Source organism: Euryarchaeota archaeon (genome assembly GCA_016207515.1).
GTDB lineage: Archaea > Thermoplasmatota > SW-10-69-26 > JACQPN01 > JACQPN01 > JACQPN01.
On sequence record JACQPN010000019.1, the window covers coordinates 37,022 to 62,861 of the forward strand.

At 62.0% G+C, this 25,840-nt stretch carries 23 protein-coding genes; 10 read left to right on the forward strand and 13 right to left on the reverse strand.

All coding sequences use genetic code 11. From position 1 onward, the window contains the following. Positions 1-52: 52 nt before the first annotated feature. The 3 genes from HY556_07685 to HY556_07695 form a co-directional block, all read right to left on the reverse strand. A complete protein-coding gene (locus HY556_07685) occupies positions 53-1,210 on the reverse strand; it encodes a hypothetical protein (GenBank protein ID MBI4393657.1) in 1,158 nt (385 codons plus the stop codon). Between the two features lie 22 nt (positions 1,211-1,232). Continuing rightward, on the reverse strand, positions 1,233-5,066 hold the full coding sequence (locus HY556_07690) for a hypothetical protein (GenBank protein ID MBI4393658.1): 3,834 nt from the start codon (positions 5,064-5,066) through the stop codon (positions 1,233-1,235). A 103-nt stretch (positions 5,067-5,169) separates the two neighbouring features. Further along, positions 5,170-6,900: a helix-turn-helix domain-containing protein gene (locus HY556_07695; GenBank protein ID MBI4393659.1), complete on the reverse strand. Its 1,731-nt coding sequence runs from the start codon at positions 6,898-6,900 to the stop codon at positions 5,170-5,172. Positions 6,901-7,031: 131 nt separating this feature from the next. Here HY556_07695 and HY556_07700 point away from each other — a divergent pair, with 131 nt between their 5' ends. Both HY556_07700 and HY556_07705 read left to right on the forward strand, forming a co-directional pair. After that, positions 7,032-7,517 (forward strand): hypothetical protein, encoded by a 486-nt coding sequence (locus HY556_07700; protein ID MBI4393660.1) that lies wholly within the window; start codon positions 7,032-7,034, stop codon positions 7,515-7,517. A gap of 52 nt (positions 7,518-7,569) precedes the next feature. Further along, positions 7,570-8,088 (forward strand): hypothetical protein, encoded by a 519-nt coding sequence (locus HY556_07705; protein MBI4393661.1) that lies wholly within the window; start codon positions 7,570-7,572, stop codon positions 8,086-8,088. A gap of 128 nt (positions 8,089-8,216) precedes the next feature. Here HY556_07705 and HY556_07710 read toward each other — a convergent pair whose 3' ends face one another. Next, positions 8,217-8,456 carry a hypothetical protein gene (locus HY556_07710; GenBank protein ID MBI4393662.1) on the reverse strand — a complete coding sequence of 80 codons (240 nt, stop codon included), beginning with the start codon at positions 8,454-8,456 and terminating at the stop codon, positions 8,217-8,219. A gap of 301 nt (positions 8,457-8,757) precedes the next feature. On the opposite strand from HY556_07710, the gene HY556_07715 reads away from it, so the two are divergent. Together HY556_07715 and HY556_07720 are read left to right on the forward strand one after the other, a co-directional pair. Then, positions 8,758-9,003 (forward strand): hypothetical protein, encoded by a 246-nt coding sequence (locus tag HY556_07715; protein MBI4393663.1) that lies wholly within the window; start codon positions 8,758-8,760, stop codon positions 9,001-9,003. Next, positions 9,003-9,398 carry a PIN domain-containing protein gene (locus tag HY556_07720; protein ID MBI4393664.1) on the forward strand — a complete coding sequence of 132 codons (396 nt, stop codon included), beginning with the start codon at positions 9,003-9,005 and terminating at the stop codon, positions 9,396-9,398. Before HY556_07715 ends, HY556_07720 begins: the two co-directional genes overlap by 1 nt. 230 nt (positions 9,399-9,628) lie before the next feature. On the opposite strand, the gene HY556_07725 is transcribed toward HY556_07720, so the two are convergent. Beyond that, positions 9,629-10,678 (reverse strand): 4-demethylwyosine synthase TYW1, encoded by a 1,050-nt coding sequence (locus HY556_07725; protein ID MBI4393665.1) that lies wholly within the window; start codon positions 10,676-10,678, stop codon positions 9,629-9,631. Between the two features lie 170 nt (positions 10,679-10,848). On the opposite strand from HY556_07725, the gene HY556_07730 reads away from it, so the two are divergent. Continuing rightward, on the forward strand, positions 10,849-11,013 hold the full coding sequence (locus HY556_07730; GenBank protein ID MBI4393666.1) for a hypothetical protein: 165 nt from the start codon (positions 10,849-10,851) through the stop codon (positions 11,011-11,013). Between the two features lie 32 nt (positions 11,014-11,045). Here the strand turns inward: HY556_07730 and HY556_07735 are convergent, their stop codons facing one another. The 5 genes from HY556_07735 to prf1 all read right to left on the reverse strand — a co-directional run bounded on the left by HY556_07735 (position 11,046) and on the right by prf1 (position 18,118). Beyond that, a complete protein-coding gene (locus HY556_07735) occupies positions 11,046-11,741 on the reverse strand; it encodes a peptidylprolyl isomerase (protein ID MBI4393667.1) in 696 nt (231 codons plus the stop codon). Positions 11,742-11,803: 62 nt separating this feature from the next. Next, a complete protein-coding gene (locus tag HY556_07740; protein MBI4393668.1) occupies positions 11,804-12,292 on the reverse strand; it encodes a cupredoxin domain-containing protein in 489 nt (162 codons plus the stop codon). Positions 12,293-12,373: 81 nt separating this feature from the next. Continuing rightward, positions 12,374-14,782, reverse strand: coding sequence for a S8 family serine peptidase (locus tag HY556_07745; GenBank protein ID MBI4393669.1), 2,409 nt, complete (start codon positions 14,780-14,782; stop codon positions 12,374-12,376). 203 nt (positions 14,783-14,985) lie between these two features. After that, complete coding sequence (locus HY556_07750) at positions 14,986-16,728, reverse strand: arginine--tRNA ligase (protein MBI4393670.1); 1,743 nt, start codon at positions 16,726-16,728, stop codon at positions 14,986-14,988. Between the two features lie 130 nt (positions 16,729-16,858). Next, a complete protein-coding gene (prf1, locus tag HY556_07755) occupies positions 16,859-18,118 on the reverse strand; it encodes a peptide chain release factor 1 (protein MBI4393671.1) in 1,260 nt (419 codons plus the stop codon). 70 nt (positions 18,119-18,188) lie between these two features. On the opposite strand from prf1, the gene pyrH reads away from it, so the two are divergent. From pyrH to HY556_07775, 4 genes are all read left to right on the forward strand, one after another. Beyond that, positions 18,189-18,887: a UMP kinase gene (gene pyrH, locus HY556_07760; protein ID MBI4393672.1), complete on the forward strand. Its 699-nt coding sequence runs from the start codon at positions 18,189-18,191 to the stop codon at positions 18,885-18,887. A gap of 63 nt (positions 18,888-18,950) precedes the next feature. After that, the gene (locus HY556_07765; protein MBI4393673.1) at positions 18,951-19,154 is read left to right on the forward strand and encodes a DUF2116 family Zn-ribbon domain-containing protein; all 204 of its coding nucleotides are present in this window, start codon (positions 18,951-18,953) and stop codon (positions 19,152-19,154) included. 106 nt (positions 19,155-19,260) lie between these two features. After that, positions 19,261-19,494 carry a hypothetical protein gene (locus tag HY556_07770; GenBank protein ID MBI4393674.1) on the forward strand — a complete coding sequence of 78 codons (234 nt, stop codon included), beginning with the start codon at positions 19,261-19,263 and terminating at the stop codon, positions 19,492-19,494. Further along, on the forward strand, positions 19,482-19,874 hold the full coding sequence (locus HY556_07775; protein MBI4393675.1) for a PIN domain-containing protein: 393 nt from the start codon (positions 19,482-19,484) through the stop codon (positions 19,872-19,874). The genes HY556_07770 and HY556_07775 overlap by 13 nt, the downstream gene beginning before the upstream one ends. 51 nt (positions 19,875-19,925) lie before the next feature. Here HY556_07775 and HY556_07780 read toward each other — a convergent pair whose 3' ends face one another. Further along, positions 19,926-21,551, reverse strand: coding sequence for a DEAD/DEAH box helicase (locus HY556_07780; GenBank protein MBI4393676.1), 1,626 nt, complete (start codon positions 21,549-21,551; stop codon positions 19,926-19,928). A gap of 91 nt (positions 21,552-21,642) precedes the next feature. Here HY556_07780 and HY556_07785 point away from each other — a divergent pair, with 91 nt between their 5' ends. Then, a complete protein-coding gene (locus tag HY556_07785) occupies positions 21,643-22,329 on the forward strand; it encodes a tRNA (pseudouridine(54)-N(1))-methyltransferase TrmY (protein ID MBI4393677.1) in 687 nt (228 codons plus the stop codon). 388 nt (positions 22,330-22,717) lie between these two features. On the opposite strand, the gene HY556_07790 is transcribed toward HY556_07785, so the two are convergent. Further along, complete coding sequence (locus HY556_07790; GenBank protein ID MBI4393678.1) at positions 22,718-24,355, reverse strand: NADH-quinone oxidoreductase subunit N; 1,638 nt, start codon at positions 24,353-24,355, stop codon at positions 22,718-22,720. Then, the gene (locus HY556_07795; protein ID MBI4393679.1) at positions 24,352-25,839 is read right to left on the reverse strand and encodes a NuoM family protein; all 1,488 of its coding nucleotides are present in this window, start codon (positions 25,837-25,839) and stop codon (positions 24,352-24,354) included. Before HY556_07795 ends, HY556_07790 begins: the two co-directional genes overlap by 4 nt. Position 25,840: the final 1 nt, after the last annotated feature.

Consider the following 25,840-nt stretch of genomic DNA (forward strand, 5'->3'; position numbering starts at 1 on the left):
AGGGGGCCGATATTGTACATCGTTATAGGTTTTGCCGCTATGCCACCGGCGGTCACGCTGGCCGCGGCGCGCCCTGGAAAGGGATGGAGGCCAGGACCTCTGATTCTAGGGCGGCTGCGTCTTCGGTTGAGATCCCCAGTTTTTCTCGTAACCTTGCTAGCACTGCGTGCTCCTTCGAAGTGACTTCACCGTCTTCGGCCGCGCCTTCAAGAGCAGCCCTGTACACCTCGAGTTTCTTGTAGGCCACATACGTCGGCGTGTTCGAAACGTTGGGCATCGCCGCCTTGGCCACGCCCTCGGCGACGCGTTGGATGGGCGCTATCGCGAAAACGAGCAACGCGGCGGCGAGGATTCCCAGGTACGGCCCGAACCCGCTCTGTTGAAAGAACGTCTGGGCGGCCTCGCTGACAAGGAAAAACGCGGCGATGAAAAACGCGGCGACGGTGCTTTGTTTCACCGTCCAACGGATCTTGAGGTCCACATCGAACAATTGGGTCCGGAGGATCCCGTAGGCCAAGAGCGGCACATAGACCAGCGTAAGCATCGGAACGAAGAGAATGAAACGGAGGTCTCCGACGCCACCCGTGGTCGAAGGCAAGGCCAAAACCGAGATTATCGCCAATATCCGCAACGCGTCACGAATACCAAATGCGATCGCGAAGGCTTTCGCTCGTCTCCTGACAGTCTCGGTACGAGCGCTTCGAAACGCCCAAACGGCCACCACGAGCGCGAATATCGTCACGCCCAACGAAAGCAGATTGTACGTGAAGGACAAGGGTCCCGAACGCGATTCGAAGTGGGCGATGGGGGTCTCGCGGTTGAAACCGCCGATGAACAACCCAGTGTTCGTGAACCAATATGCCTCAAGTAAGGCCGCTACGAGAAGTAGAGCACCTTGGACGACGGGGCTCCTGAACGGCCTTGACAACGGCGTATCCAATGTCGCGAGGAAGAAGAAGTAGAGGATCGGCACCACGATGATGGCCGTCACACCGACCGCCTGCAGGCCAAAGGCCGAGTTCGCATCATCGACCATGAAGAGAAGCCCGGTGGCGGTCCCCGCGACGGTTCCTTCGAAGAAAAGGACGACCGCAAGCCACCGATTGGCTCTTCGCGTGGGCGCGCTGAAGTAGACCACGGCCGCCATCATCCACGCGATGACCAGGGCGAGAAGACCCGGCAGTCCCCAAAGGTTGAAGACAAAGCCCACAGCGACCAATCCTGGAGGATGGTTATAATCCCGATTGTCCGCCTCGCCCTCGGCCCTTGAAACGTCTGCCAAGGACGACCGGCAACGCCGGGAGCAGCGCTCCAACGGACGGAGTCGAGATCAGCCCCTCGCCATCGTCCACGCTTCCGTTGTCATTCGCATCATTGTAGGCCGTCATGGAGCCGTCGCCGTTCTCCGCGATCTTCGGGTTGAGGACCAGTCCGGTCTGGCTGGCCCTTCCCGAATTCGCGCTCTCGCCACCCGAACTCACGGCCGTTACCGTGTAGTGGCACGTGGTCCCCGCGGGGCACGTGGAATCCACGTGTGACCGGGTGTCGCCGAGTCGGGCGAGGAGCCGCGGCTCGCCATCGCCTTCGGCCCTGTAAACACGATATTCTCCTGGCACAGCGCTTCCGTTGTATGCCGGTTCGCGCCACGTGACGCTGATGTCGTTCGCGCCGGGTCCGGGGGCGGCACTGATGTCTTGCGGGTCGTGGGGGGCGACGTTGTACTGGAGGACCGCGTCCTTTTCACCGTCGTCGTCGGAACCGCCGAAGATCAACACGTGCTCACCCGTCCAGACGGCGCTTGCGCAGCAGGCCGGTTCCGGTAGGGTCGCTTCCGAAAGCTCGAGCGTACCGTTCGACGGGTCGAACCGCCAGACGTTTTGTGAATTCGAACCGTTGTCTTCGCCTCCGAAGAGGTAGACGTACTGCCCGCTATACGCGGCGGCAGCGCAACAGATGTTGTCCGTCAATTCACCGATCTTTTCGACGGTTCCCGTGGATGGATCGAACCGCAAGATCTCACCCTTGTTATCCGAGTCGTTCCGCGCGCCGAACAGATAGATCGACGGGCCGACCGACGCTGCGGCCGCGCAGCAGATGTTCCTACTCAGATCACCGATGTCGGTCACACCGTTCGTCGCGGGGTCGAACCGCAGGATATCGTACGATTGCGTGGAGGCATTGTAATCGCCAAAGAGGTACCCTTTCCCGTCCGCCCATCCCGCCGCCTTGCAGCAGATGTTCTTCGTGAGGTCTCCGATGTCCGTGACACTGTTCATTGCTGGATCGAAGCGAAGGATATCGCCCGGGTACCCACTTCCGTTGAAACCCCCGAAAAGGTAAACGTAGTCTCCGCTCCATAGTGCGCTCACCGAGCAGAGTGGCTCCACCAGGTCCGCGACGTGCTCGAATTCGTCGAGCGCGTCGTCATAGCGAAGGATCTCCGCCGTGCAGGCCGTGCCGTTCCTTCCACCGAAGATGTAAGCGTCCTCGCCCGTCCAGACGGAGGCCGTGTCGCCGAGACCGTCGGGAAGGGCTGCCTCGCGAGGCGTCACCGTGTCGCCACGCGGAGTGAAGTTCGCCGCCTGCTCGCTCCTATTGCCTTCCCCCACGACGTTCATCGTGGCGACCGCGTAGAACCATTCGGTCCCGCTGACCCCGCCCGTGTCATCCACGTACGAGAAAGCCGACGAGCCGAGCTCCGCCGCAAGGGCGCCGGGGAATTCGGATGACGTCGCCATGCGATAGAGGCGGTAACCCGTGAAGTTGGTGCCGCCGTTATCTCCCGGCGCTTCCCAACCGAGCGAAATCTGCCCGGCCTCAGGCCCGGAAACGGCGGTCAGGTTTACGGGCGCGCCCGGGTAGCCGAGGCTCGTCGCCGAAACCACACCCGTAGGTTGGCCTTCGCCGGCGGCATTCTCCGCCGTCATCCGGTAATAGACCGTCTCGTGGTTTCCGAGGCCCGTGTGGGTGAAGGAGGTGACGTTTCCAAGGAAGAAACCGCCTTGGCTTGCCGATTGATCGTCACCAAACATGAGGTTGTAGTGCAGGACCGGAGCGCCGCCGTCGCTTGACGGCGGTGACCAGGAGATCGTGATCTCACCGGGGGCCGGACCGCCCGAAGCCGCAAGACCTTGGGGCACCGAAGGCGCCGCGAACGTGGTTGCGGTTGCTTCGTTACTCGCCTCCCCTTCGCCGACGAGGTTAACAGCGGTCAACCGGTGGGAGCGCGTGTGATTTTCCGGGAGCCCTATGTCAGCCGCGTTCGTGGCCGCCGCCGATACGTTCTTGATGAAGGTCCATGGCCCCGCCGACACCCGACCGTAGAGGCGGTAGTGCGTGATGTTCATCCCGCCGTCGCCTGCCGGCGGCTGCCACGATAGGTTGATCGCGTTCCGGCTGCCCTCCGAAACGAAGTTCTCTGGGGCGCTAGGCGTGCTGAAAGAGGTGGCGCTCACTTCAGGCGAGAACGGACTCGGGCCTACGCAGTTTGCGGCGCGCACCTGATAATATCTGGTGACGTTGGCGCCGACCCCCATGGCCTTCCAGCCAAGGATGTACGGCGGGAACGTTTCTAGATTGGGTAGATCTCCACTGGCGCCTCCCCACTTGATTTGCATCGACTCACGAGCGCACCCTCCGTCATCCAACGGGTGTTGCCAGGCCACCTGGACCGTTCCGGCTTCGGGGCCCGCGAACGCGGTGACATCGATGGGTTCGCTTGGGAGGTTGTAGGTCGTCGCGCTGGCCTCGTTGCTCCGTGGACTCTCACCGCTAGCCGTCGACGCCGTGATCCGATAGTAGCGCGTCGCGCCAAGGGGAAGTCCCGTGTCGACGTACGTCGTGACGTTACCGATGGTTGCGAAGAGCGAAAGGCTTCCCGAGGCGCTACCGCGATAGACGGTGTAATTCGTGATGCTCGAGGAGTACGTGTTGTTAAGTGGCGGCTGCCAGGTAAGAGTGATTTCGCCCGAGGCCGGTCCCGCATAAGCGGCGAGGGTTTGGGGGGCCCCCGGCCCGAGCCCGTACCGCACGATCTTGTTCAAGCGGCCGCCATCGTAGCCCCCGAAGACGTAGGAGTTCGTACCATCCCACACCGCACTCGTATAGTCACGCCCCGTGGGGAGCCTGGCGGTCATGGTGGTGACGGTGTCCGTGCCGGGATTGTAGCCAACGATTTCATTGATTAGCACGTTATTGTAGAAGCCACCGAAGATGTACGCGTTGGTGCCATCCCACGCCGCACTGGTGGCGTAGCGCCCGGTCGTGAGGGTGGCGGTCAGGGTGTTGACCGTGTCCGTGCCGGGATCATAGCGCAGAACCTTGTTCGACAGACAATCTTGGGTGTAGCAGCCGCCGAAGAGGTACGCCTTGGTTCCACCCCAAACCGCGCTCGTGAGGTAGCCTCCTCCGGAGGGGAGGGTGCCGTTCATGACAGTGACCGTGTCCGTCGCGGGGCTGTACCGCACGATCTGGTCCAGGACGGCGCCGTCGTAGCCGCCGAAGATGTAAGCGTTAGTGCCGTCCCATGCGGCGCTGGTCCACACGCGTGCCGTGGGGAGGGTGGCCGTCATGGTGGTGACCGTGTCCGTGCCGGGGTGGTACCGCACAATCGTGTTCGAGCGTGAGAATGGGTCCGAGCCGCCGAATATGTAAGCGTTGGTGCCGTCCCACACCGCACTCGCGTAAGCGACTTGCGTGGGGAGGGTGGCGGTCATGTTGGTGATGGTGTCCGTGGACGGGTTGTAGCGCACGATCTTGTCCAGGTAGTTACCGTCATAACCCCCGAAGATGTAGGCGTTGGTCCCGTCCCACACCGCACTCGTCGCGTCGCGTGCCGTGGGAAGCGCCCCGCTCATGTTCGTGGCAGAGTCAGCCCTCGCCTCATCCGCCATCGTGAGACTGACGCCGAGAAGCAACGCTACCAGGAGGCAGATCCACAGAAGGCCGCGGACGCCGTCGAGCGACTCCCTGGCGTAGGGGGTGTTGCCGATAGGGGAATAGGTTGCCAGGGGGAGCCTCGCCTCGCGTCCGGAGTCCTTCTGTGCCCTTAAAGCGTTTATCCTCAACTTCTCGCCGAGTCCACTCTGGAGGCGATACTCTTAAAGGAGCGGTGTGCGGAAAAACTGCAAACCAGCTCCCGGAGGACCCGCCATTAGTGAAATCGTATGACTATCTCGCCGCCGTGAGCCGATCGCGAAGTGCGCGCAACCTCGCGGTTGCACGTCGACCCAATCCGTTCCCGTCGCCGAAAGCCGCGAGAATGGAACCGGCGCGCTCGGCGTTTCCCATCCTTTCCAGGGACAGTGCGATCTTCCACGTGAGATCTGCGACACGTTCCAGGTCGCGCGCGCGATTGAAAACACGTGCCGCACGCTGGTAGGACCGGAGCGCGCCGTCGTAGTCCTTGCGCGTGAATCGAAGATCGCCCCGTTCGTCATCGACGAGCGCGGCCTGCCTCGCCGTGAGGCGCTTCGTGCGTGCAAGTGCCTCAAGCACCTCGTCGTAGGCGGTCTGGTACGCCGCAGGAAGAGCTTCCGCTTCCTCGAGGTCGAGGTCGCGTTCAAGCATCGACAAGACGCGCGCTTCGCCGCCCGCCTCCATGAGATGCCGCATCGCCTCGAGACGACCTTCAATCGTCGCGGTGGCGAGATAGTGATCGGCCAAGGCAAGGTGCCTGCTCTTCGACGAACGGTCGACCGAGCGGAAGAAATTCCGCACGACCTCATGAAGCTCGAAGCCGGACAGCGTCTCGTCGACAAGGAGGCGGCGCCGAAGGGAAAGGAACGCGGATTCATCGCGCCGTGAGACGACCACGTCCGCTTCCTCGGGACTGAAAGGGCCGGGAAAGACCGAAAGGGCCGCGAGGACGCGACGCTCGCTTTCCGAGACAACGTCATAGAGCTCCGACAGGAGATAATCGGTGAGGGGCTCCTCGGGGAGGCCGTCGAGAAGGGTGTCAAGCTTCTCGGGGTTCCCCGCCGTCTCAAGGAGTATGTTCAGGGCGAGCGGATGTCCGCCTACTTCTTTTCGCACGCGCCTCTCCAATCTCTCGGGTATCGGCAGCCCTTTTTTGCCCGCGAAGGTGCTGACGGCTTCAGCGTCCAATCCACGAAGCCGAAGTCTACGAACACGGGCCGGTAGCCACGAGAGACGCGTCCTGGAGATGGCGACCACCTGCGCATCGTCCACACGCTCGCAGAGTGTGCGCAAGAGCCCACGAAGGCCGGAGTCGCGCGCGTTCTGCGCATCATCGAAGACGAGAAGCGACCCGGCCCGTTCAATCAAGTCCATGGCTCGTTCGAGTCGTGGCCGCTCGTCGTTTGAATCGTCCGCTTCGAACAGGGCGGGCTTCACGCCCGCAGCGGCAAGATGGAGCGCGAGCCGCGACATGAGCCACGCCTCGGAATCGACTGTGCGGACCCGGTGCCAGAAGACAGGCCGCTTGTCGCGTTGCTGTCGGGCGTAGCTTGCGACGAGCGAACTCTTCCCGATCCCCGCGATGCCCTCGACGACAACGGGACCAGACGAGGCGCCAAGCGCGGACAATTCGTCGTGACGGCCGACGAAGACCCGGGGCAAATCGGGCGGGGGCGCCTCGATCTGGCTGGCCTCGGCGGACCTCTTGGTGCCGCCCATGAGAATCGTGACGCCGTCGGGTCCGAAAACCAGACTTGCGGTGTTCGCACAGAGTCGATACGTCCGCACATTGGTGTCTAACCGGCGCCACGCGCCCTCGACGAGTCCCGCCTTCTCCATGGCCCTTAGTCGACGGGCCGCGTCCGATTCGGGCATGGAAAGGAGGCCTGCGACACGTCGGGGATGCGCGGGCTCGGCAGCAAGAAGCGAGAGGATCGCCCGGTTGCGAGGCGACGCAATGAGGCGCAAAGCATCCGGCGGCACGCGCGAGGAGTGACCTCGTCCCCTAAAAAAGCGCCGCCAGGCCGGCCACAGATAGGGGCGCCCGAAAAACGTGCACGGCGGGTCAGAACCCTTAATAGGCCCCTCGCAATCTTCCGGACGGGTCTGAGAAGATGGACAGGGACACCCTCACTGGCATCGTCGGAGCAGTCATCCTCGTCGGCGCGATGGCCGGCGTCTTCTATTACGAGAGTGTCAACGCGCCGCCGGTCGTAAACGGCGGCGGGACGGGGGGGACGGGGAACAACACCACGACGAACGGGACGGGCGGTGGCGGCGGTCAACAGACGCTGCCCAATGAGAACGGCAGCGGGACGATCACATGCGGCACGCCCACCGGGACCGCGGGCAATTTCCCGATCAACGTGAAGACCGGGTACACGAAAGTGACAGTTTCATTTACAGCGAATCCGAACGCGGCGGCCGTCACTGGCTTCTCCGCCACGCTCACTAACAGCACCGGCGGGGCAAGTTCTTCGACGGCTGTCGGGACCGGAATCACGGGAACAGGCACTTCGGGAGCATGGAGCCTCACAGCGAGTTGCAATGGCCCGCCGACGGCAACTGTCGCCATCGCTTGGGTGATTTCCCAGAGATAAGGCCCTCACCCCCTTGGGAAAACTTCATCCTTCGGGACGCTCGTCGGAAACTGTGAAGTTGGGCTTCGTCGCGTCGCTACTTCTATTCTCCATGATTGGTGGTTGCACGCAGACCGCTGATGAGGGAAGCGGCCCTCCAACTGACGACCAGGGAAAAGGCCTGACGCCGCCCGAGGATGGCATCGCGAACGACACGCAGATGAACGAAACGACGGCACAACAAGGCACGCGATTCAAGATCGCCGTAGATCATGATCACACGCAAGCCCCGGAAAACAAGGTGCTTGATGTCCCACCCGGCGCCGGTGTGACCGTGATCAAACTTGGCTTTCGTCCGCTCACAACCGCTGGCCCCGCGGCCGCGTGCGAAGGTAATGGGGCGCTAGTGGTGTTGAAGACTCCGAGCGGAAACGAAAGCCGCCGATTGGAGGCGGACACGGGTCCGGCGCTGCCGGACGGCTGGTGCAACTGGACTTCGGGGGGAGTGAAATCGCCCGTCGCCGGAAGGTGGACCGCCGAATTCTCCGGAACGGCCGCCGTGCGGGGAATCGTGGAAATGAGCGCCGACTAGTCAACTGACGTGACGACGGTCAGGACGGGTAAGATGAAAATCGCATTTACGCCCCGCGCTATCGATTTAGCAGACCTCGTTGCGATGGTCAACCTTGGACCCCCGCCTCCCGCGTGGATTCCAAACGTCTACTCGACCGCCTCCCGGAGCTCGAATGCCGCATGGGCATCGATCGGCAACCGGGAAGCGCGCATTGCAAGCGACCTATCCTCCGCGCGCGTGATCATGACGTCCACCAGTGCCATCTCGAGCGCGACGCTCGTGGATGCAACGGGGGCCACAAGAGGCGGCTCGACGGGAAACAACATGCCGACGCTCACGAGCAGCGCGGGCCCATCGGGGGATTGGCGACTTACGATTTCCTGCACAGGACCGAACGCGGTCTCAATTGTCGTGTCGTGGAATGTGTCAGCAAACTAGCCGACAAGTGTCCGATAAGCTGCGCCTGGGGTCGTGCCCGACAATGATTCTTGCTATGCCGGAGACGGTGCCCGAGGAACAAACGTCGCGGCCCCGCAGGAACGCGCAAGGCGGTCCATGCAAGCCCTTGTTCTCTGTGAATCTTGCCGCGGAAATGCGTCGGATCTGGATGGTCATGGGGTTTGTATACAAACACTAATTTGAATACATTGCGAAAACATATATAGTTGCCACGCCAAATAATGACTGGTGACCGAAGTAGTAAGCTTCCGGCCCACATCGGAAGAGCTTGAGATCATCGAGATCGCCAAGAAGACGCGAGGGCTCGACAACACCGCGGACGCCGTCCGGTTCCTCATACGCCGTGGCGCGTATGAGCCCGGAAGCCTCGCCGACGAGCCGGTTTTCCGGCTCCGAGCGCCAAAACGGTTCCGAGGCGGGGAAGGCATGACCAGCAAGGAGCTGGATGAATCGCTTTACGGCGGGAAACCGTAATGCGCCTCATCGCGTGGGACACGTGGGCGTTCCTCGAAAGCTACTTCGAATGGCCAAGGCACGAAGCTGTCCGGGCGCTCCTTGCGGATGCCAGCATGGTATTCACGGTCCGCGATGTGGTGGCGGAGAGTTTCAACCACATCGTCCATAAGACGGGACGCACAGAAGAGGCGTGGACGTGGCTGGAATCGCTCTCCGCAAGCCGCGTGAAAGTGTACGAACCGTCGTTTCGGGACGTCTACGCGTTCATGGGGCAACAGTCAAGAACCGGATCGTTGAGTTTCACCGATCACGCACTCGCATACGCGGCCGTGCGAGACGACGTCGTCGAGATCGCCACGGAGGACGCCGAATTCAGACGGTTGGACCTCGTGCCGATATTCGCCCGATCATAGGCCGTGTCCAGTCCAGGATGGCAGATTCTCGGATCGACGTCGCTGCGCCTCACACAAGAACCGGCTCCAGAATAGGCCGCGCCATTCAACCGCAATCACCCTTCCGCCGGCCCACCCGGTCATTTGATCCTCGACCGGTCGCCGGAAACGCACGGCGGCAGCGCCGAAGCGACCTCGCCTGAAAGTCTGGAAAAGTCGGATAGTTGGCCGCGACCAATCCACGGGTTCCGTCAGCCGAACGTCACGGTCACGCCAGGCGGGAGCTCCGTCGCTCCTTCCGCGGCCACCTGCGTTTCGAAGCCGACCTCGATCGGCGCAAGGGTCTTCTTCCCGTGCCCCGCGCGGATCGCCGAAAAGTCGATCATCCTTTTTGCCCCCGGCCGCATTACGAGTGCGACGCGTGAATGCCGATTGAAATCCTCGAGACCATAGCCCGTTGCGGCCGCGATCTCCTCCGAGAACGTGGCGACCTCTTCGGGGCTTGGCACATTGTCCCATGACATGCGCGTCCTTGAGGGTCCCACGAACTCGTATGCCTTGCACTCGATGAAATCAGGTTTGGCGATCTTGTCGAGTTCAATGAACTCGGCCGTCGCGTCCATGTTCCATCCCTTGATTATCGTGTGCCGGATCACCTTTCGGCATTCAAGCGACGGTAGGATCTCCAGTGTCTTCATGACACGCGCCCACGCGTCTTTCGTGGTCGGGACCCCGAGTGAGTTGAACATCGTCTCGTTCACCGAGTCGAGGCTCACGTACAACTGTGTCGGGAGCGGGTCCAACGTGGCGAGTATCTCTGGCGTCGTTCCGTTCGTCACGAGGAACGTCGACACGCCGCGGTCGTGCATCTCCGAAATGAACTTCGCGAGCTTCGGGTAGAAAGTGGGCTCGCCCGTGAGGCTGATGGCGACGTGGCGCGGTTGGAGCGCTTCGGCGAAGCGCTCCTTCGACACGCGGGGGTCGCCTTTGAAGCCTGAAAGGAGTCGCCGCTGCTGCTTGATGGATTCCTCTATTATGAACCCCGGTTCGTCCCAGTGCCCGGCCAACTTGTCGTCCCATCCTTGGAAACGCCAGCAATAAAGACAGGTCTTGTTGCAGTAATTGACGACCGGCGTCATCTGAAGACAGCGGTGACTCTCGATGCCGTAGAACTGGTGCTTGTAGCAACCCGCTCCACCGGAAAGCATCGACTTCGTCCAGTGGCAGACCTTGACCCCGCTGTGCTCGCCCACAAGGCCGTAGCCCTGTTTTTCGAGTATCTGGCGAAGAGCCTGGTCCACGAAGGGCGGCTAAAGCGCAGCGGCGTATAAGGGTTTCTTCGGCGCCGCCACCTGATCATCTCGAAGCAAGCCTTGGCGAAATCCGAGTCCTACGTGAACGCGCGTTTGATCGCGAGGTCCTTCATCAAGGCGGATGAAGGCGTAACCGAGAGATCGACCCCCCGATCGCCGTGAAGAAGCCGGTGACCCCCAAAACACCGGAGAGCGCCCTATTCACGCGGTGGTTGAGGTTCAGTCCCAGTAGGAAGACGGCGAGGAACATCATGCCGACGACGGAGGCGAGGTCGGGGAGCAGCTCGATCTGGAACGCTATCCAGGGTTGGACGCCTCCATAGCAAGATAAAGAGTGTGGCTTGTGCTCGGGGGCTCATTGCCCAACGATAGTGACACGCGTGGTCGTCACGTCTTGGATCGGCCTATCGGCACTGTCCGTCTGGACCGATGCGATCGCCGCGACGATCTCCATCCCGTCTATCGTCTGCGCAAAGACCGCGTACCCGGGAGCCCCACTGTACTGGATCTTGAAGTTGTCGTCGTCGAGCCTGTGCTGCGGCCCGTCGCAGACGTAGAACTGCGCCGTCGCGGTATCCGGTTCGGTCTCGCGTGCCATGCCCCACGCTCCGTCCCAATGGCGTAACCCGGTCTGGTTCTCCAGTTCGATCGAAGGGTATGTGGTCGGTTTTTCGGTACCGTTTGCCAAGACCCCACCGCCCTGTATCACGAAATTGTCGATGACGCGGTGGAATACCGTGCCCTCGTAGAACCCGTCGGACGCGTACTTGATGAAGTTCGCAGTCGAGATCGGCGCCTTGTTCTCGAAGAGCTCCGCGACGAACCACCCCGTCGTGGTGCAGATGATCGCAAGACGGTTCGATGCGGCGTGATCCATCCTCGCCGCCGAGAACTCGAAGGCCGTGCGGTTTCCGAGGACCCCGGCCTTGTCCACAGGACACGCGCCCGTGTGGTCGAAAGGGCCGGTGTAGCCGGTCGGGCCGGTCCCAAGGCAACCCGCCACTCCCATTGCGAAAAGAAGCGCTGCGACGCCGAGCACGGGGCGTTTCATGGCGGCCGCTGGAGGGCATTGTGGGTAGAAAAAACCGCCTCTTGTGCCGCGTAGTCGTGAACTCAAACGCGGCGGCGCAGCGCGACGAGCGCGATGCCCGCGGCGCCAAGAATCGCGAACGCCTCGAACCCTGGCGATTTCTTGTCCGTGGCTGTGTTCCCGCCAGTGGCCTTCACGGTCATCTTGCCCGTCATCGTGGAGGGGTGGAGATTGCAAAGGAACCCGAAGGTCCCGGCCTTCGACGCGCTGAACGCCACGCTTTCGGATTGGCCGCCGTTGAGGTTCTTCGTGTGATAGGCGTTGTATGGCGCCTCGACGAACCACAGGTTGTGCGGCAAGTCCTTATCGTCGTTGGTCACGTTGATTACCACATCGGCGCCCTGGTCGACGGTGAATTCGTTCGGTTTTCCGCTGTTCGGCGTCACGATGATCGTGCTAATGTCCTTGAAGCTCATGGCGAACGTACTATCGGCGCTGACGAGTCCGGCGGCGGAGATCACAAGGAAGCCCGCGAGGGTAATCACGAGGATGGCGTTTTTTTGTTTTGACATGCCTACCGCTCGACGATTAGGAATATATTATAAGAAGATTTTGGCGGGGCAGTACGGTACCGCCCCGCAATTGATCCTTTCCTACGCGCTCGGCGCGTCCACTTCGTTGACGACGAAGCCGTTCAATTGGACGGAGGCGTCGGACGTGAGACGCACGACCAGCGTGTCACCAGGCACGTAGGTCGACCAGAAGTCGAGGCCACCCTCAAGGCTGTAGGTGCCGAACACGGTTCCCGCAGCGTCCTCCACACTCGCGAAGTCGAAGCTCGTTTCGACGTCGAAGTCCTCAAAGTGGGCGCTCACGGCGGAGGCCCCGGGGACGGTCCTCGTCCAGACGACGTTCGCATCGGCCGGGTACGGGTGTGGCGTCTCGATGGGCGTTATGGCCACCACGTTGAGTTCGGGGCCGGGACCTTCCACCGGAACGGACGTCCCCTGCCAATAGGCCTCGCGCACCGCGTGGTTCGCCTCCATGTATGGCTTGGCGAGCCCTTTCACGGCCGGCGGCGCTGGTATCGAGTAGTCGCCGCTTTGAACGACGGCCACGATGTCGTCGGTGGACCGTGCGTCGATGTGGCCCCAGCCGATTTCAGCCCAGGGTGCCACAGGCACCACGCCGACGTCGCCGTTCCAATGGAGACCGGCCAAGTAGACCGTGCCCGTCTCAAGCCAATCGTTGTAGTAGGCGCTCTTGTTCAATGCAGCGCGCATCTCGACGTTACCGACTCCCATGGACGGGACGAAGTCCCCGCCGCTGATGCCACCCGTGTAACCGCTCGCCGCGCGTAACGCATAAATCGCGCCTGCCGTGGTGCCGGCCGCCGTCGGGCAAGAGAAACTCGTGCCTCCGGTCTCGACGGTCGCATTGTGCGACGTGCGGTCCGCCGCCGTCACAGTGTAGTTGCTTGCGATGTCCGGATAGACGGTGGACGCCATTATCTCGCGACCCTGCCCACCTTCCTGCGTCCCCGTGACGGAGATCACCCATGGGACGCCGTCGAGGGAATCGGTGGGAAGCGGCGAAGGGTCGTTTCCCGCGCTCACGAAGATTATCTTCCCCGCGTCGTAGGCCTTCTTCGTGGCCTCCGGGACCTCGGGTCCTCCAAGCGGGACGTTTCCGGCCGCGCCCACGGAGATACTGATCACGTCGATCCACGGCTGCTCGGCCGCCCACTCGACCCCTTCGGCGAGTGTGAGGAGGTCAACGGCGGTCCCGTCCGTCTCAGGTTGCACTTGGACTATTATCGCACCCGGGAACGCGTCGAGGACGGTCGACGTCGTCGCCGTGCCGTGACCCTGCGGGTCCCGTATCTTCACCGTCTCGGGCCGCGCATCCATTGAGATCGCGAGGACGTTGGTGCCCGCGAAGTAGACGAGTTCGTGGGACGGGATGCCCGCCCAGTTGCCGGCGTCCGAGGCGACAGCGCTGCCGAAGTCGTTTGTGAAGTTGAGGTTAACGACGCGCGGCGCAGCGGAATCGGAGGCGTTCAAGAAGTCGCCAAGCGGCAGGTTGACGCCAGCGCGCCTGTACGTCTCGTGGTACGGGTTTACGCCCGTGTCGACGACCGCGACGACCACGCGCGGGCCGTAGGGATCGGTCTCTTCGGCCGTGACCGTGAGAAGCGCCGAGTCGCTGAGCGACGCCGTGTCCGTCGCGCCTATCTCAGCGTTGTAGACGCCTGGCAGCGTGTAAGTGTGTGAGACAACGGTCGTGCCCGCACTGAGGCTCGTCGATGCCCCGTCGCCGAATTCGAGGGTCGCCGTCGAGATGGCGTTGTCCCCCGCGGTCACCGTCGCAGTGTAGGTGATGCTCGAACCCTCGTCGATGTTCCTGTCATCCGCCGTGAGCGAGACAGTAGGGCCGGCCGATCCCCCGCCCGCGACAATCGCGATGTCGTCAAGGGCGTAACCCTCCGCCGGGAGGATTGTTACGAAATCAGAAACGAAATGGAACCTGACCTTTGCCGAGGCAGAGCCGGAGGCCGGCCCGAGGGGCACGGTATACTGCGCCCAGTCGCCCTTGTCGCCAGTGAATTCCGCGACCTGCGTCCAAGAGGCGCCGTCATTGCCACTGGCAAGGACGTACATGAAGTCGAAATCGAGTTCGACCGCCCCGCGGAGCCAGAACGTGAGCTGAACGTCCGGCGTCGCGCCGAGATCAAGCGACGGGCTGTCGAGCTTTGTATCTTCGCAATCACCGTAGAAGGCGAACAGTTCTCGATCGAAAATCCACCCGAGGGGAGACCCGTCGCGTGCCCCGAATTCTGACAGGTGCCATCCAGGCGCTGCGGGGGCCGCCGGGTCCCACGTGGCGCCATTGAGGTTAAGCCCAGCTTGACCCGTGAATAGCCCCGTGCCACAAGGCGAAGCCCCGACGAACCGTGTCGCAGCCCATCCTTGGACACCATCGTCAAAGTTCCAACCTGTGGGACCTGTCGCCGCAGCAATCGGGCCAGCAAGAGCCGCGAAAGGCGCGGCAAAGACCAGCATGGCAAGTAATAGGGACTTAAGCAAGCGTGATTGAGCGGTCGTTCTGTTGGACATTATGTGTGTCTCCCTTACGGCGAGCCTCGGACGCCGTTGGTTCTGAGACCGCTTGTGGGTTCATAAGTTTTCTGGGAACTATGACTACGCTTTCACTAGCGAAGGCGGCCGTTCACCGTCCGGAAACGGTCTCTTGTTACCCCTTGCGGTTACATCGTGTCAGGCGCGCGCACACCCAAAAGATCGAGCCCGTTACGCAGCACCGTCTTCGTCGACTCTGCGAGGAACAGGCGATTCTCGCGGACATCTGGCTCGGCGAGGAGGACGGGGCAATCCCTGTAGAACACGTTGAAATCGCGCGACAACTGGAGCACGTACATCGCGATCTGGTGGACGCGTAGCGTCGCGGCGCAATCCGCGACCACCTGCGGGAACCGCGCCAAAGTCGTGAGGAGCCTCACTTCAGCGGCCTCCAACGGCACTGAATCGTGGGCGCGCGGTGCCGTCTTCTCCTCCGCGGCCTTCCTGAGGATGCTCGCGCAGCGGGCGTGGCTGTACTGGACGAACGGCGCGGAGGCACCTTCGAAGTCCAACGCCTCCTCCCAACGGAAGGTTATGGCCTTCTCCGCTTGGACGGCCGCGATGTTGAATCTCAAGGCGCCGATCCCGACCACTTCCGCGATCTCGTCCATCTTCTCCGGCGGCAAGTCGCCCGTCCTGCGCTTCTTCACCTCTTCGAGCGCGAGTTCATGGGCCTCGTCCATGAGGTCGTCAAGATACACGACGCGTCCACGCCTCGTGCTCATCTTCCCCTCTGGAAGGCTCACGAAACTGTAGAAGACGACCTCCGGTTCGCGCGCTTCGCCAAGGAGGTGAAGGCCCACATTCAATTGTTGGACCGTGAGCTTGTGGTCCTCGCCTAAGACGTCGACCACGCGGCCGCCCGGTCCAGCGCGCTTGAACTTGTCCGCGTGGTAGGCAAGGTCGCGCGTCGTGTAAAGCGTCGTCCCATCCTTTCGGACGAACACCCATTTCGTGTTCTTGCCTTGGATCCCGTAGGGCGCCATCTCGATGTGGAATGCGCCGCCCTCTTCGACGGTCTTGCCGGTCGCCTTCAGGCTTGCGACCACTTCGTTCACGGCGCCTCCAAGCACGTGTTGGCTCTCCCAGGCGAATTGCTGCTCCATCACGTTGAGGCGAGAAAGGCTCTCGCGCATTCCACCCAAGACCGCGTCGATGCTGGAACGGATGTCCTTGGCGACATCCTTGTCGCCGTTTTCGAACCGTCGTAGCATCTCGTTCACGGCACGCTCGACTTCCGGGTCTTTTTCTGCGAGCTCGTGGGCCTTCTGATAGTATGAGACGAGCGCGTGGTCGCCCTTTGCCCTCGTTGAAGGCGCGACGTCGCCGGCTTTGAGATTCATCCGGCCCCAGGTGAGCAAGACCACTTGTTTTCCCATGTCGTTGACATAGTACTCGGTGACGACCTCGAGCCCCGCCGCTTTCAACACGCGCGCGATGGAATCCCCGACGATCGGGTTACGGGCCCGCCCGACGTGGAACGGCCCGTTCGGATTGGCGCTCGTGTGCTCGACGATGACCTTGACGTTCTTCGCCGGATGCTCGCCAAAACGCTCGCCCATGGCCTGAAGCGCCCCGAGGGCTGCCTTGGCGAGGTATTCGGTGCGGAGGGTGACGTTCACGTAAGGCCCGTCGGCGGCGGCCGTGGCGTCATCCATCTTGAAGCGGGCGGCGACCTCTCCAGCGATGTGCGGCGGGGCGCGGCGCGCTTTCTTGGCGATCGGGAAGCACGGAAGCGCAAAGTCGCCTTTTCCCTCGGGTGCTGTGTCGAGTCGGGGCGGCACGTCGTGGTCGAACCCGGCATCGTTCAAGGCCGCTTGGAGAGCGTTTCGGACCCGGTCGTGGAAATCGCCCAGCGGATCGTGGCTCACGGGCTCACGAAGTGGGGAACGGATATAAGAATGATAAGGGCCCGTGTGACGATCGGGTCGGAGCGTCAACGGGAGGCGACGGGCGCGCGCGGCAAGGCGGATGGTGCGCCTCATCGTCGAGGCGGAGGCCTTACTGACCGCGTCCCACGTGGAACCGTAGGATCGCGCCCATCCCACCGAAGGCGTTCGTGAACGTCTCGCCTTCGGACGTGTCCCCCGCGATTATCTCCACGCGAGTGCCCCGCGTCGAGGCGAGGTCGGACATCTCCTCGACGATGTCCACCTGACCGCCGATCGTGCGTTGCGACGTGCCGCATTTTTCGCAAGGGCCAAGACTGTTCTCGAAGGTGTCCACATCACCGACCGTGTGCTCGGTCTTGTCGCCGCAGTTGCCGCATTCGACGCGGACCCGGTGCTTACGGAGGCGCTCGGAGAGGATGAGCACATCCACCGCGCCAATCTCGATCATGCGCCGGATCTCGGCCTCGCCGTAGGCCGCGAGCCCGTGCTCCCTCACGATCTCGCGCATGAACCTGCCCAAGAGGTCCTTCTCGCGGGTGAGTCCCACTTGTTTCAGGGTCTCATGCGCCGCTTCGACGAGTTCCCGTAGTCCATGCTCGTCCGTGTAGCCGGTGTCGAACGTCTCCATTATCTTCTTCTGGATCTCGTGATGGAAGAACCCGCCGTCGACAACGTAGTTCTTGGTCGCTCCGGGACCGCCAACGAGGACGCCTTTCAACTCCTTTTCGGCGAGGAATATCGTGGACGCCTGCTCTCCGCACTTCTTGAAGAAATTGTCGGCCGCCTCCTCGATGAGGCGTTCGAGACGGCGCTGCGACTGGCCCCCCATCGTGTGCTTCCTTGGGACGTTCGATTCGAAGTTCTTCACGAGCTCGATGCGCTCGCCGCGCAAGAATCCGATCGTGCACTCGCCTCGATCTACGAGGAGGAGCCCATATGTCTCGGTATGGGAGAGCATGGAGAGGAGCGGTTCGAGGAAGAATTCGCTGTCGCAACGGTACATGAACGAAGGGAGCGGCTGCGGGGGGATGACGACAAGCTGGACCATGCGCGTCTGGTCGTTTCCAACGGCCTTGGCGCCGGTGAATATCACCATCCCGTTCTCCGGCGGGGCTTTGAACTGTTTGAGGCGAGAAAGTATGGATTCGATGGCGCCTGTCACGTTCTTTCTCGTACGCGTCGACTTGATGTTGCTCGATTGGCTGTATTCATTCCTAAGGTAGCCCGAAACGTCGCTGATGAGCTTACCCGGCGGTATGTAGACGCTCACCATCTCAGTGCCGCGCCCCTTGATCTTCTGGAGCTCTTCGAGCGCCTTCTTGAACTCGTAGCGCGCCCGCTGCTTTTCCGGGTCCAACTCCTGAGCCATGTTTGGCCGCGTCTATGAGGGAAGCCGTCTTTAAAGTATCTTTATTAAAGGGGCGCCCATTGCGAGTCCGATGAGCGGCGTCAGGGTCGCGGTCTCCATCGGCGGTTCCGTCTTCATCGATGAGAACGGCCCTTCGCCCACTTACGCGAGGCAGGTCGGAAAAGTCATCTCCGACGCTTCAAAGACGGCGAAATTGGTGATCGTCGTCGGGGGCGGAAGCACGGCGCGCAGGTACATAGCCGCAGCCCGGGACCTCGGCTCCGAAGAGGCGACGCTTGACGACCTGGGCATCGACGTGACCCGCATCAACGCACGTATCCTCATCGCGGCCATTCCACAAGCATATCAGCGGCCAGCGCACACGTTCGACGAGGCGCTGACGGCGTTGAAGCACCAGGACGTGGTCATCATGGGCGGGACGCACGCGGGCCACACGACCGATGCGGTCGCGGCGATGGCGGCCGAGAAGATCCGGGCGGATCGACTCGTGATCGCAACTAACGTGGACGCGGTCTACGATTCGGACCCGAAGACGAACCCGGCGGCGAAGAAACTCACGAAGCTCACCGCCGACGAACTGGTCCGCATCACATTCACCATGAGCGCCTCGGCGGGAAGCGCTGGCGTGGTAGACCCCCTGGCCGCGCGCCTCATCGCAAGAAGCCGCATCCCGACCGGAATCGTGAACGGAAAGGATCTCGAAGCGCTCTCGAAGGCGATCCTCGGCAAGGACTTCCCGGGCTCACTGGTCGAACCCGCGAAACGGTGACAAGCGCATGGAGACGCCCATTCGGCAGAGCCACAATCCCATTCTCGAATCGAGGCCCATCTAATGACAGACACCATAGTCAACCACGGACATTGCCTGATGTGCGGACGGGTCGTCACGTTCGGCGATAAGACCTGCTCCGACAAGTGCAAGGGCGACCAAGAGGACATGCAGAAGAAACGCAAGCAGTACATGCTGATGCTCTACGGGGCCATGGGGTTCGCGCTGCTACTGTTCGTCCTGCAGGCGATGGGGATCGTGAGGTAGGGAAAACCGGCTTTCCTGTACCTTTTCATCGCACCTATTACTGGACCGTTAGCCAGAGCGCCCCCTCGGAAATGCATAAATATATGTTATAATATATAACATATCGATGGCTTCCTCGGTCACGACCGTCGCTCTCGATGAGAACGCCCGCCAGTTGTTCGGAGAGCTTCGCGACCGTTACAAGGCGAAGAACTTCAGCGACCTGGTGAGGATCCTTTTCAGGAAGGAGAAGGACCTTCCCGAGTCGATGTTCGGAGCCTTTTCGGATCTTCCGCGCTGGACGGCCCAGGCCAAGAAGGAAACCCGCGGAAAGGAACGGACGGACGGTTGGAAGCTCTGACGTACCTCATCGACACTTGGTGCTGGGTCGAGTACCTCGGTGGGGAGGTTAGGGTTCTGAAACCGATTCTCGAGGGGCGCAAGCACTACAGCAGTCTTCTGACCCTGGCCGAGGTCTCGGACGTCGTGAGGCGGAGCGGGCACGACGATTCCGACCGTTGCATCGATTTCATAGCGATGCACTCGACGATCCTCGATCCCGACCCGATGATCGCGGACGCCGCGGGTCGGACGCGTGCCGCGCAGCGGAAAAGGAAACGCGACATGGGTCTCATGGACGCGCTCATCTACGAGACCGCGCAGGCCAACGAGCTGGTTCTCCTCACCGGGGACGAGGACTTCAAGGGCCTCGACGGCGTGGAGTTCGTCGACGGCGACTGATTCGAACTATCGCCTCCATGGCGTGAAGTCTCGGAAATATTTGGAAAAGCGCTATCCACGCGGAGGGCCCCGCGACATCTTGCGCACGATCTTCCCCATTCTCTCCTCCCGCTTCGCCTCTATCCTAAGGAACGCCTCGTCGCGTGTTCCCGTGGCGACTAGGACGACGATGCGCCCGATCCGACCGCGCCCGGTGCGTCCACGCCTCTGGATGGTCCGTATCTCGCTGGCGACGGGCTCGTAGAAGACGACGAGGTCGACGGCGGGGATGTCTAGTCCCTCCTCGGCGACGCTCGATGCTACGAGCACGTTGAAGCCGCCAGTCCGGAACTCGTCCAGTATCTCGCGCTGGCGCTCCTGGCTCAAGCCCTCGTCGCCTTCGTTTCGGCTCGCTTGCCCCACGAAGCGCGTTGCCGAGATGTGCATCGCGTCGAGCATCTCCATGATCACGCGGATCGTGTCTCGGTACTGGACGAAGACGATCACCTTGCTAGACGTACTCTCGGCAAGCTGCGCCTTGACTATCTCGAGGAGCGCGCTCATCTTCGGGTGCGACGTCGAGGGAAAGTCTTGGAGGCTCCGTCTCGCTTCGACGATGCGAGGATCGTTGAGGAAGGTCGCCTCGGAGCGTGCGGGTTTCTCCTTCTTCGCCATGCGATCGAGATAATCCGTCAACGGAAGGGTGCCTTGGGTCTCAAGGAGTTCGAGGCAATGGGCCGCGTGGACGCCGATGGTCTGGTCTTGAAGGAGGGGGAAGAGCGTCTTGTTCCCGCGGCCTATCGCCGCCCGGAGGGCGTTGCCCGCTTTGATGAGGTCGCCTTTGCCGACGTACTCGGGGGGCTTAGGGGGCACGAAACCTCTGGCCTGGAGTCTCTTCACGCGTTCCCGCAATGTCGCATCGAAATGCGTCGCGAGGCGTTTCATGTACCCGGGGAGTTCGACACGGACGATCCCGGCGTCGATCGTCGCCACGTACGGGGCCACATCGGCGTCCGCCTCGGTGCGGATCTCGGCGGACGTGAGCCCCAAGGCCGCCATCACGTTCTCGATTTTTGCCCTCGATGAGCCTGGAGACGCCGTTATCCCGAGGAGTCGCGGGGGCTCGGGGACAGAGAGAGCGCGTGCGGCCACGTCCACGTACGCATAGGCGCCGGCCGCCCGGTGGGCCTCGTCGAAGATGACGAGAACGCAATCGTCGAGCGTGTAGAGTCCTGCCTCAAGGTCGTTTCGGACGGTCTGCGGCGTTGCAAGGACGATGCGCGAGGCGTCCCACAGATCCTTGCGCTCTTGGGCGGGGACGCTTCCAGTGAAGAGGGATGTCGGGGTCTCCTTCATAAGGGCGAGCATGGAGTCCTTGTGCTGCTGCGCCAAGGGACGCGTCGGGCTCAAGAACAACACTTTTCCGCCGCTGGACTTGATTATCGCGTCCGCGATGACCAACGCCGCGACCACCGTCTTTCCCAGGCCCGTCGGAAGGACGACAAGGAGGTTTTCCCGTATTGCCCGCGCAGCGATTGCGACCTGGTACTCGCGCGCCTCGACGGCCCCGGCCCGTATCATCGGATGCGAGACGTGGCCGTCCACGATCTTGAACGGGGCGTCGGCGGGTGCGGCGGGCGACGGGTGGCCCTTGGCGCTTTGGTAGAACTCGCCGAGGCGGGATTGCTTCGGGGCCACACCGCGGCATCGGGCGGGGCGGGCTTAAACCAGCCGTCGTCGCTGCCGGTGGAGGCGGCAAGGAATAACCGTGGGAAGGGCTTCGCCAGTCGTGGAAGACGCTTCGACCCCGGCAAGACCGGGCCCCGCGGGCCCTCCCTTTTCGACTTGGGCGCGCCGGTTCCTCATCGTGGGGCACAAGGCCCGCACCGACGGCGATTTCAACCTCAAGGACGTCCCGGGAACAAGTGGCCGGCTCGACGTCCTGGCCCGTTGCCTCACGACCGGGCTCCTGATCTCCAACGGCATCAGGAAAGACACGGCGGTGTACCTTCTTCTTCGCGGTCCTCCGGGGCCCATGAAGGTGCTGCGCTTCGACGGGGCGTCCTTGAAGAACCTGAACCCCGACGAGCGAAGCGCCGCTACCCTGGTCCAGGCCGCTTCGCGCGTCCCCGTGGGACCGGGCGGTTGGCTGGAAGTGGCAACCGGCATCGCAGTGGCGCTTGCGGACGAGGCGCTCTTCAAAGCCGAATTCTCCGACCTCACGCGTGTGATCCTGTCGGAGGGTGGCGAGGACCTGGACAGGGCCGCCTTCGAGAAGGCTGTGGTCATCCTCGGCGGACACACGGATGTCGATGAAGCGGATCTACGACTTCTTCGAGCCGGAGACGCCGTGCGGATCCGTTTGGGGCCCCTGTCACTCCATGCCGATCAGTGCGTTACCGTCGTCCACCACGTCATAGACTCAAAAGTGGGTCGAAAGGGAGGCAGCGCGGCTTTAAAATTATTGGGAGGCTGAAAGATGAAGGCACGCGCTGCTATAGGGATAAGGGCCCAGCGGTCTAAATATGTTGCGTTTTGATGGTAAACTTGTCCGAAAATAGCGAAAGCATATGCTTGACGGGAGGCCGCGAATACGTCAGAAAAACGGTTCCGGCGAATCATCGGTCACGCATCGGACCCTTCGCGCCGCGACCCTAACATGTCCGCCCCCAAGGCATCCGTGACCCGGTGACGACGCATCGGTCTCAAATGATTCCGGGGGTCGGCCCCGGTCTTTGAGGCACTCGTGGCGGGGTGCCGACGATGTGGCTCAAAAGCGTGAAGCGCTCGCCAAAGTCGGCGAAAACGTCGATTTTCGGTCAATGCTGATGTCGCGAAAAGCAGTGGAACTACGAAAAGCGCCATCACGGGGCGAGGACAAGGAGGCTCTGCGCCGCCCGCGTCGACAACTCGATGATGGGATTCGGGTAGACGCCGATGACGACGACGGCGATCATCGCAAGGACGACTGCCGCCGTGACGCCCCTCGGCATCGCGATGGGCCCGGTCGCTATCGTCTCCTCGACGTACATGTAACGCACGACCCGGGCGTAGTAGAAGAGCGAAAGCGCGCTATTCAATATCCCGGCGATGGCCAACCAAAGGAGCCATTCCTTCCCGGGAAGGCCCGCCACCGAAACGGCGGAGGAGAACAGCACGAACTTCGACGCGAAGCCCGCGAGCGGCGGGAGGCCCGCAAGCGAGATGAGGAAAAGCGCCATGGCGAACGCGATGAGAGGCGCTCTCTTTCCGAGGCCTCGGAAATCCTCGATCCTGCCCGAGAAACCAGAAACGGCGAGCCCGGCGACGACGATGAAAGCGCCCATCGTGATGAGCGCGTGCGTCAGGATCTGGAAGATTCCGCCTGTGACACCGTACACGGTCCCAACGGCGAACGCTATAAGGATGTAACCGGCCTGGGCGATGGATGAGTACGCAAGCATCCTCTTGATGTCCGTCTGGCTCAAGGCGACGAGGTTCCCGACCGTCATCGTGAGTATCGCGAAGATGGCGATGGCGACGTCCCAATTCGCCTTGACTCCTATGAGGGCGATGAAGAGTATCTTGAAGAGTGCTGCGAAACCCGCCTTCTTCGTACCGGCCGCAAGAAGGCCTGAGACCGGCGTCGGCGAGCCCTCGTAGACATCAGGGGCCCAGAGGTGGTACGGGAACATCGCCACCTTGTAGCCGAAGCCGGCGAGGAGCAGGATAGTGGACAATACGAGAAGAGGGTTGAACGCGGGCGCGCCCGTGAGAAGCCGTGATATCGCGGCGATGTCCGTGGTGCCGGTGATGGCATATATCATGCTGATGCCATAGAGGATGAGGGCACTCGACAACGCCCCGACGATGAAGTACTTCATCCCGGCTTCCGCGGAGGCGGAGGCCTCCCCGGGGGAAGCGGTCGCCGAAGGTCCTCGATGGGCCTCCATCGCATGACCGGCGTCGCCGCGCGACGGGTCGACCAGTGGCTCGACGCTTCGCTCCGGCGACCTCGCGTCCTTCTTGTGGTAGGTCGCGAGAACGTAAGTGGCGAAGGACGCGAGTTCGAGCCCCAGGAATATCGTCAATAGTTCGCGGCCAGAGGCGATGACCATCATGCCGACCGTGCTGAAGATGATGAGACCGTAGTATTCGCCTTCGTTACCGCGCCCGACGTTCCTCGACGATGCAGTGGTCCCGCTGAGTCTCTGGAGGTATGCGGGGCTTCCAAGCACCATGAGGAAAGCGACGGCGATGAAGATGAGTTTCATCACTTGCGCGAAGGGGGTGATCTCGTAGACGCCGAAAAGCAGCGGGCCCGCAAGCGTCGCCTCCGGTATCCACGACGTGAGTCCGGAAGGGAAAAGCGTCCCGAAGGTCCACCAGCCCGCGATAAGGAGGGCGAGCGCCGTCATCCAAGCAAGAAGCCTCTTGTTCTCCACGAAGAGGCCGACGACGGGAAGGGCCACGGCGAAGACCAAGAGCAGTAGCTCCGGTGCAAGGGCGGCCTCGCTCGTCATAGTCCACCTCTCGCGGCCGCGAGTATCGCGGCCGTTGCAGGGTTACTGAAGTCGTTGAGGTACGACGGGAGGAGCCCAAAGCCGACAATCAACACGATGAGTATCATGAGGGGAATGGCCTCGAACGCGTGCCAATCCGTGAGATGGTGCGTCTCGACCTTTGTCGTGAGCGGTCCGAAGAACGACCGTTCCAATGCCCACAGGTAGTAACCCGCGGTGACGGCGACGGAGGCGATCGGTAAGATTATCACCCATCCGAAGGCGTCCCACGTGGCGATGAAGACCTGGAGTTCGGCGACGAAACCCGCCATCCCGGGAAGCCCCAACGAGGCGAGGCTCGCGGCGACCATCGCAAAAGTGGCGTTGGGCATCTTCTGCGCGAGGCCCCCTAGTTCGGGAATCTGCCTCGTCCCGGCGGCGTGCCCCACGAGACCGCACATCATGAAGAGGGCCGGCGAGATGAGGCCGTGGGCGAAGAGCATGAAGATGGCGCCGTTGATGCCGATGGGGTCGCCGGTAACGAGACTAGCCGCGATGCCAAGGAAGACGAAGCCCATGTGCGACACGGAAGAGTAGGCGACGAGCTTCTTCAAGTCCTTCTGTGAGAGGCATATCATCGCGCCGTAGAGGATGGACAATATGCCGATGACGAGAAACCACGGGACGAACCATTGGGCGCCGAACGGAAGGGCGGGAAGCGCGATCCGCAGGAATCCGTATGCGCCGAGCTTCAACAAAACGCCGGCGAGCATCACGGAACCGGCCGTCGGTGCCTCCACGTGGGCATCGGGGAGCCACGTGTGGAACGGGACCATCGGGAGTTTCACGCCGAAGCCGATGAAAAGGGAGCCGAAGATGAGGATCTGAGTTGCATGTGGGATAAGCGGCGCGGCCTTCGCTATCTCCACCATCGAGAAAGTTCCCACACCCGTCTCGAAGTAGATGGCCATGAAGCCGAGGAGCATCACGAGCGAGGCGGTGAACGTGTAGACGAAGAACTTGATCGCCGCGTACTTCCGCCGGGGACCGCCCCATATGGCGATGATGAAGTACATGGGGATGAGCACCACCTCCCAGAAAATGTAGAACAGGAAATAGTCGAGAGACGAGAAGACGCCCATGACGGCCGTCTCAAGAACGAGAAGAAGCGCGAAGAATTCGGTCGTCCGTTCCGTGACGTCCCACGAGAACCAGATGGAGAGCGTCGTGAGAAGGGCGGTGAGCCAAAAAAGCGGCATGGAGAGCCCGTCGAGGCCGACCGAGTACGAGATGCCGAGTGTTGGGATCCACGGATACGTCGCCACATAATCGTACGGTATGCGCGTGTTGAGGTTGAGCCACATCCAACTCGAGACCGCCAAGGCGACGAGGCTGACTGCGAACGCCGTGTACTTCACGATTGTATTGTTCTTGCCGACGAGGAAGAGAAGTACAGCGCCGACGAACGGTATCGCGAGGGCCAACGAGATGTAATCGGTGGCCATG